This is a genomic window from Acinetobacter sp. BEC1-S18-ESBL-01 (assembly GCF_014169935.1).
Classification (GTDB): domain Bacteria; phylum Pseudomonadota; class Gammaproteobacteria; order Pseudomonadales; family Moraxellaceae; genus Acinetobacter; species Acinetobacter pittii.
The window spans coordinates 80,935-88,315 of the sequence record NZ_AP022303.1 but is presented as its reverse complement, the minus strand read 5'-3'; the positions used below and the strand labels follow the sequence as shown (position 1 = coordinate 88,315).

The 7,381-nt window shown below is 43.7% G+C and carries 7 protein-coding genes and 2 pseudogenes; 6 read left to right on the top strand and 3 right to left on the bottom strand.

Features of this window, described 5'->3' with window-relative positions:
- Nucleotides 1–312 precede the first annotated feature (312 nt).
- Nucleotides 313–495: pseudogene (locus H7R46_RS19535) on the bottom strand (hypothetical protein); the annotation flags it as partial.
- Nucleotides 496–1,121: 626 nt separating this feature from the next.
- Here H7R46_RS19535 and phnC point away from each other — a divergent pair.
- From phnC to H7R46_RS19120, 5 genes are read left to right on the top strand one after another with little or no spacing between them, the layout of a single operon-like run.
- Nucleotides 1,122–1,901 carry a phosphonate ABC transporter ATP-binding protein gene (gene phnC / locus H7R46_RS19140; protein ID WP_009389228.1) on the top strand — a complete coding sequence of 260 codons (780 nt, stop codon included), beginning with the start codon at nt 1,122–1,124 and terminating at the stop codon, nt 1,899–1,901.
- A gap of 19 nt (nt 1,902–1,920) precedes the next feature.
- A complete protein-coding gene (phnD, locus tag H7R46_RS19135) occupies nt 1,921–2,781 on the top strand; it encodes a phosphate/phosphite/phosphonate ABC transporter substrate-binding protein (protein ID WP_009389226.1) in 861 nt (286 codons plus the stop codon).
- 18 nt (nt 2,782–2,799) lie between these two features.
- The gene (gene phnE, locus H7R46_RS19130) at nt 2,800–3,597 is read left to right on the top strand and encodes a phosphonate ABC transporter, permease protein PhnE (RefSeq protein WP_004757464.1); all 798 of its coding nucleotides are present in this window, start codon (nt 2,800–2,802) and stop codon (nt 3,595–3,597) included.
- Nucleotides 3,598–3,638: 41 nt separating this feature from the next.
- Complete coding sequence (locus H7R46_RS19125) at nt 3,639–4,646, top strand: phosphonate dehydrogenase (RefSeq protein ID WP_004757466.1); 1,008 nt, start codon at nt 3,639–3,641, stop codon at nt 4,644–4,646.
- Complete coding sequence (locus H7R46_RS19120) at nt 4,643–5,500, top strand: LysR family transcriptional regulator (protein WP_009389225.1); 858 nt, start codon at nt 4,643–4,645, stop codon at nt 5,498–5,500. Before H7R46_RS19125 ends, H7R46_RS19120 begins: the two co-directional genes overlap by 4 nt.
- Before the next feature lie 325 nt (nt 5,501–5,825).
- On the opposite strand, the gene H7R46_RS19440 is transcribed toward H7R46_RS19120, so the two are convergent.
- Both H7R46_RS19440 and H7R46_RS19115 read right to left on the bottom strand, forming a co-directional pair.
- Nucleotides 5,826–5,948 (bottom strand): hypothetical protein, encoded by a 123-nt coding sequence (locus H7R46_RS19440; RefSeq protein ID WP_009584542.1) that lies wholly within the window; start codon nt 5,946–5,948, stop codon nt 5,826–5,828.
- A gap of 45 nt (nt 5,949–5,993) precedes the next feature.
- Nucleotides 5,994–7,159 (bottom strand): IS3-like element ISAba21 family transposase gene (locus H7R46_RS19115; RefSeq protein WP_085947552.1). Its coding sequence is split into 2 segments (ribosomal slippage): nt 5,994–6,901 and nt 6,901–7,159, totalling 1,167 coding nucleotides; the frame shifts between segments, so codons are not numbered across the junction.
- Between the two features lie 65 nt (nt 7,160–7,224).
- On the opposite strand from H7R46_RS19115, the pseudogene H7R46_RS19110 reads away from it, so the two are divergent.
- Nucleotides 7,225–7,365 (top strand): annotated as a pseudogene (locus H7R46_RS19110) (IS3 family transposase); the annotation flags it as partial.
- Nucleotides 7,366–7,381 lie beyond the last annotated feature (16 nt).

The window sequence follows — 7,381 nt, the reverse complement described above, 5'->3', positions numbered from 1 at the left end:
GTCCCATAAAAAAAACGCCAGCAAGGGGTTGCTGGCGTATAAAATGAATCTGCATTGACATGCAGGTATTGCCTAATTTATCAGGATTGATCCATATGTTGCATATCAAAATAACGATTTACAAAAACGAAATTAAAAAGCATCTCCCTGCCCTTATGAGTCTGCTCGGCACACTTATTTTTATGGCCGCATTCTTCGCGCTATCCGTTCACTTTAACGCTGCAATTGTCAAATGTCACTAAAAACTGACCCACTATTTGCATCTAAAATTGACCCACGTAGTTGTTAAAATATTACAGTCGTGAAACTCAATTAATTGATGGCTAACTCCTCCTGATCTATTTTGGTTTGTCGTGGTTTAGTTCGCTTTGTTGCAATTCCCTTGGTACTCGATTCTTTAAAGCGCCAAGACTCATTGCCTGTTTCGACGATATGACAATGATGCGTTACCCCCGCCAAAATAGATATCCATAGTGCGATATGTAGTTGCAGAGTGCCTAACAATATTACTATCTAGGAATATTTTCATGGCCATGCCTAACGAGGCTGTAGCGAAACTCCCAGCCGAATTTTACCCATTAAAGCGGTCCAAATAACAAACATATTTCATGCTGCTATTCAAATTCCAGCTCACTAAAGCGCAACAACTTCGCTACTTTTCAAATAGCCGCGCATCACCAAAAATAAAATATTTGTACTTCGAGTTTTGCTACAACTTCAACGAGTCTGTAGTAAAAGGAATCCGTAAAGACACTTATCCACAGCACTCTCTGTATTGATTAGTAGTAGGTTAAAAGCCACGCAAACGATTTTACATAATCGCCACTTATGAGTAGTGACGTAATTTTAATGTGTCTCGACCTATTTTGAGCCTTCCAGCTGCGTTCGGCCAGAAGCGGACGCCAGGGTGTGCCTTAAAATCCTGCTAAACCCCTCCCAGCTAGCTCCGCCAATTACCGGCGCCTCACTGCATACCAATTGGAAGTCTTATAGCCAAGCGTTTGAGTGCGATTGCTAATTGCTCGCAATAAAACTGTAACATTGAGTCGTTATGCTCACCTCATTATCTGATTTCGTAATCAAAAATAAAGATTGATTACAACAACGAGGGTCTGGCAGCAATGATTCAACTTCAAAATATTACCGTCCAGTACGGACAAATGATTGCGTTGCATCCAACTTCACTCACGTTTCAACAGGGACAGTTTTCAGTGTTGCTCGGTGCCTCTGGTGCAGGCAAATCAACAATGCTCCGTTGTCTTAACCTGATGCAAAAACCCACTAACGGCAATATAAACATTACAATGTTAGGTTCATTGTTGGACAAAAAAATATTGCAAGAGCATCGTCGGCGTACTGGCATGATATTCCAGCAGCATCAATTAATTGGTCGACTTTCTGTTTTGCAAAATGTGCTAATGGGTAGACTAGGTTATCACTCGACGCTTCGTACTCTTTTTCCTCTATCGAAGGAGGATCAATCTATTGGATTACACAGCCTTGACCGCGTTGGGCTACTTCACAAAGCACTCTCACGAGTGGATGAGTTAAGTGGCGGTCAGCAACAACGCGTGGGTATAGCTCGGGCATTAGCGCAGCGACCGGCACTTGTTTTGGCAGACGAGCCTGTGGCAAGCCTTGATCCAGCAACCGCCAACAAAGTCTTGGCGCTCTTACACCAGATATGCAAAGAAGACGGCATAACCGCTGTAGTCAGCCTACATCAAGTCGATCTCGCTAAACGCTATGCTGACCGAATCGTCGGTCTGGCTCATGGCAAGGTTGTGTTCGATGCAATACCAGCGGCTCTGACACAAACGCATGTAACTGAACTCTATGAACAAAAAGCGCAATTGAATTCAAACATTCCAAATATTACTCATAACCATTGTTTAACTTAAGAACTGAGGAGAAATAACCATGAAAAAGCTATTCGCTGTACTGGCTCTAATATTGTTTAGCCTCTTAGGTAGTGTCACATATGCCGCACCTAATCCTGACCCCGGCACATTAAAAGTTGCTCTCTTGCCTGATGAAAATGCATCAACCGTCATTAAAAATAATAAGCCTCTAGAGATGTATCTTGAAAAAGCTCTGGGCAAAAAGATTGAGCTTATTGTTACCACTGACTATTCATCAATGATTGAAGCAATGCGGTTCGGTCGTATTGATCTTGCATATTTTGGGCCCTTGTCTTATGTATTGGCCAAACAGAAAAGTAAGATTGAACCATTTGCAGCAATGCAACAAAAAGGCACAACAACTTATCAGTCAGTGCTAATTGTGAATAAGGCGGCGGGCATCAACAACATCACAGATATCAAGAAAAAAGCCGTTGCCTGGGGTGACAAGGCCTCTACATCCAGCCACCTGATCCCCAAATCAATGCTTGCTGATAAAGGATTATTTGCCGGAACGGATTACAAGGAGCATTTCGTAGGCGCTCACGATGCAGTGGCGATGGCAGTTCAGAATGGACACGCGCAGGCCGGTGGTCTGAGCAAGCCCATTTTCAAATCGCTCGTTCTGAGCGGCTTGATCGATCTAAACAAAGTGAAGGTCTTAGCGGAGTCAAAACCGTTTCCTCAGTACCCATGGGCTATGCGCTCTAACTTAAAACCAGAGCTTAAAGAAAAAATTCGTGCTGCCTTCCTCGATTTGAAAGATCCGAACGTGTTGAAACCATTCAAGGCTGAAGGATTCGGGCCTGTAACAGATAAGGATTACGATGTCGTGCGTGATTTAGGTAGTTTGCTAAAGCTAGATTTTTCCAAGTTCTAATTTTTTGAGGTCTCTACAATGAATACGAACTTCGAAGCCATATTGTCAGAGCAGCGCCAAAGCTGGAATCGAGTAGTTAGGTATGTGATATTGATTTTAGCTATTGTCGTCGGATGTTGGTATTACGTTGGTCTATTTGATGGTGAGCGTTTAGGCGAAGGCGTGCCAAGTCTTGTTAGTCTCATTGGTGAGATGTTCCCTCCCAACTTTAGTGAGTGGAGAGCATGGGTCAAGCCAGTGCTCGATACCTTAGCCATGAGTATTGCTGGAACCGCCATCGCTGTGCTTTTGTCCGTGCCCTTGGGTATTTTGGCTGCACGCAATACCAGTCCACATCCAGCGGTCTATCAGGCTGCGCGTGCTCTGTTAAATGTGTTGAGATCTGTTCCTGAGCTTATTATGGGTATAGTTTTCGTGGCAGCTGTCGGCTTTGGTGCACTGCCGGGTGTGTTGGCATTAGGCCTGCACTCAATCGGCATGATCGCTAAGTTTTTTGCGGAAGCGATTGAGCATACAGATCAAGCACCAGTTGAAGCTGCGCAGGCCGCAGGTTGCAGCCCGCTACAAGTGATATTTCATGGCATTTTTCCGCAAGTATTACCGCAAATGGCCGACACCGCGATTTATCGGTGGGAATACAATTTTCGCGCCTCAACGGTGATGGGAATGGTCGGTGCCGGCGGTATAGGTTTCGAGTTGATAGGATCGCTGCGTCTTATGCAATACCAAGAAGTATCCGCGATATTGCTGGTCATTCTTGGGATGGTGACGCTAGTTGATACATTCAGTTCATTCTTGCGTCGCAAGTTCAAGTAGCTAACCCATATAAAAAATCCGGTATACACATGAGGGTCCACATGAAACAAAAAATAGTTCTTACCCACTGGGTTCATCCTGAAATTATCGATTATTTACAATCTGTTGCGGATGTCGTTCCCAACATGACCCGCGATACTATGTCGCGCGCAGAATTGCTGGAGAGAGCAAAGGATGCTGACGCACTAATGGTATTCATGCCTGACAGTATCGATGATGATTTTCTTGCGTCCTGCCCTAAATTGAAGATTGTAGGTGCAGCACTCAAAGGCTATGACAACTTTGATGTCGATGCTTGTACCCGCCGTGGTATTTGGTTCAGCATCGTGCCGGACCTTCTGACCATCCCAACGGCGGAGCTGACAATTGGATTGCTTCTTGGCCTGACTCGCCATCTGGCCGAGGGGGATCGCCGTATCCGAACTCACGGATTTAACGGGTGGAGACCGGAACTATACGGAACGGGTTTAACAGGACGCACACTCGGAATCATCGGTATGGGTGCGGTCGGGCGAGCGATTGCGAAGCGCTTATCGAGTTTTGATATGCGGGTGCTTTATTGCGATGACATCGCCTTGAATCAAGAGCAGGAAAAGGCCTGGAATGCACGACAGGTGAGTCTCGATGAATTATTAAGTAGCAGTGACTTTGTTGTACCTATGCTGCCAATGACGCCGCAAACTTTGCACTTATTGAATGCAGAAACAATTGGCACAATGCGCACAGGAAGCTACTTGATCAATGCGTGTCGTGGTTCAGTTGTCGATGAATTAGCTGTTGCCGAAGCACTTGAATCTGGAAAATTGGCGGGTTATGCGGCAGATGTTTTCGAATTGGAAGAGTGGATCCGTGTTGATAGGCCAACAGCTATTCCGCAGGAGTTACTGACCAATACAGCGCAAACATTTTTCACCCCACATTTGGGGTCTGCGGTCGACGACGTGCGTTTCGAAATCGAGAAACTAGCAGCCAATAATATCTTACAGGCACTGACCGGCCAAAGGCCATCCGATGCTATCAATAATCCAATTTTGGAAGGCGTTAATTGATCAATCTTGAACGCGTAGTTACTTTTCTGGCTGTCGTGAATCGGGGTGGCTTTCGTGAAGCAGCCAAGCACACAGGGCTCTCACAGTCAGCTGTGACTCAGCATGTTAGGCGCCTAGAAGAGTCGCTGAGTGTCAATCTGATTGTGCGAAACAACGCAGGTTGTACGCTCACAGAGGAAGGCAAAGTGTTTTTGCCTTATGCGGAAAACCTAGTGCGCACCGGATCCAGAGCGTGCGCATTATTCGACACAAATCGTCTTGTAATAGGCGCGAGCTCGAATATCGGCATCTATGTATTGCCACCGCACTTGAGGCGGTTCAAGAAAACAGCAACTTGCAATTTTGATGTAGTCATTGGCGATAATCTTACCATTGTGAAAAAACTGGAAAACTTTGAAGTCGATGTGGCCATTATGGAATGGTGGGATCAACGAGAGGGATTTGATGCATGCGTTTGGCGAAGTGAAGAACTAGCTGTGATTGTGCCGGTGGAGCATCCGTGGGCCAAATTGGCGAGTATTCCATTAGATTGGCTGAAGGGAGAGAAATTGCTGGGGGGAGAAACAAGTAGCGGCACAGGGCGTCTGTTACAGCATTTTTTCGGAAGCGTGGCAGATTCTATTGGTGTATCTATGCAGCTTGGAAGCACAGAGGCGGTTAAACGGGCAGTACAGGCAGGCTTGGGTATTTCATTGGTGATCTCTTCGTCTGTGGTCGATGAGTGCGAGAGTGGTCGACTAAGAAGCGTTAAAATTGAAGGGATCACCCCCTACAAAAATCTTTACGTTATTTGTCGTAGCAATATGCTTGAAAATACACCATCGGCACATTTCAAAAAATTTCTACTTCAGTAGATGGATGGTATGTTGTTTATGCCAACAGTTAGAAAGTGTGAAGTTTGCCGTGACATATCATGATTTTAAGTTGATGGTAGCATTTTATTCATTTGCGTTATTTCTCTAGAAGGTAGGCGTCTAAATACTAAGTTTTCTACCTTTAAAAGGCCATATCGAACATCCACTTTAATCTGCGGTATCAAGAGAAGATTATTTTTTGCGAACATCCGCTTTGGGCACAACTGAGCCGGTTCTGGTGCTTTGAAATTAATTTAGATCAATTGCATCGCATATCCACCAGCTAACGTGTCCGTTAGTCTCACTAGCCCCTTTTCGGGTACATCTAGTGTGTCAGGTGCTTAGGCTCTAGCGCAAAAGGCGTACTCTTAATCTTCTCAAGACTCGCCTGTATCCAACCTGCTTTGGTCGCCTGATCATCACTGTGGTCAATGTCCGCGTCATTCAAACCTGATATGTGCTGAATTAGCAGGAGACTTTCACTTGGGATATGCTAGGCAGCTAACCGATAAAAGTTCTCTGCTATTTGATTTGGCGTTTTAAAATCCAAACTCTTTTGAATTCTTCGCTGATTATAAAATAACACAATGTATTTTGTAATATCTGCTTTAGCTTCATCTCTGGTTTTATAGTTGCAATGATGCACTAATTCATTCTTGAGTATGCCCCAGAAACTTTCAATCGGTGCATTATCGTAACAGTCCCCACGTTTGCTCATTGAACCTTGAAAATCACATTTTTCCAGTATCTTTCGATATTCATGGCTGCAATATTGGCTGCCTCTGTCCGAATGAATAATTAAGCCTTTCGTTGGTTTTTGATTACGAATCGCCATAGTCAGTGCATTGCAAACAAGTTGTGCGGTCATACGCTCATTTAAGCTATAGCCAACCACTTGTTTCGTGTACAGGTCTTTTACTGCTGCCAAGTATAACCAACCTTCAGCAGTCCAAATGTATGTAATATCGCTTGACCATGCAAGATTGGGCTTAGTCATTGAAAACTGTTGCTCTAGTAAATTTGCGTAGATCGCTCGATTATGATCACTCTTCGTAGTTCTTTTGAAACGCTTATGACGCTTACAATACAGCTGGTTGAGCTTTTTTATTTGACGTACAGCATACGTACTGATTTTGATACCTTGCGCTTGTAAATGCTTAGTTAATCGAATATAGCCATAGCTTTGTTTAGTTTCCTCATGAGCTATTTTGACCAAAATTGTCTGTTGATTTCGCTGAACCAATCTTTTATTCATGCCTCGTTTTAGCCAATCATAAAATCGTGACACTGAAACGTGAAGTAATCTAGCCATAAAGCTAATCGGGAATAAATATCTTTGCTGTTTCATATAGGCGTACCTTACTGACTTTCTTTCGCAAAGTACGCTGCTGCCTTTTTTAGAAATTCACGTTCCATTTCAGCTGTTTTGAGCTGTTGTTTGAGCTTTTTATTTTCTTCGAGTAAGGCATTTAGATCAGGTGAATATTGTTTAGTGCCTGCTAAGGTGCCAGTCTTTGCTTTATTATTCCAATTTGAAAGAGTTTGCATTGAAATGCCAAGTTGTCTGGCTGTTTCCGATACATTGCCTTGATTGGCTTCAATCAATTTTATTGCTTCAACTTTAAATTCTGCGGTGTAAGTCTTCTGTTTCTTGCTCATGGTAAACTCCTGATGAGTGTCTATAGTTTACCAAGTTAAAACCTCCTGTTTTCTCAGCACACATCACATCAAGAACTGAAGCAAGGTCCGATATCTTTGAATATATTGAGATGTTCTACAATTCAAAACGCAGACATGGTTCCAATGGTCAGCGTTCTCCATTAGATTATGAAAAGGCCCATCAAAAGATGGTTATGTGTGTCTAGAATTTTGGTGGCTATT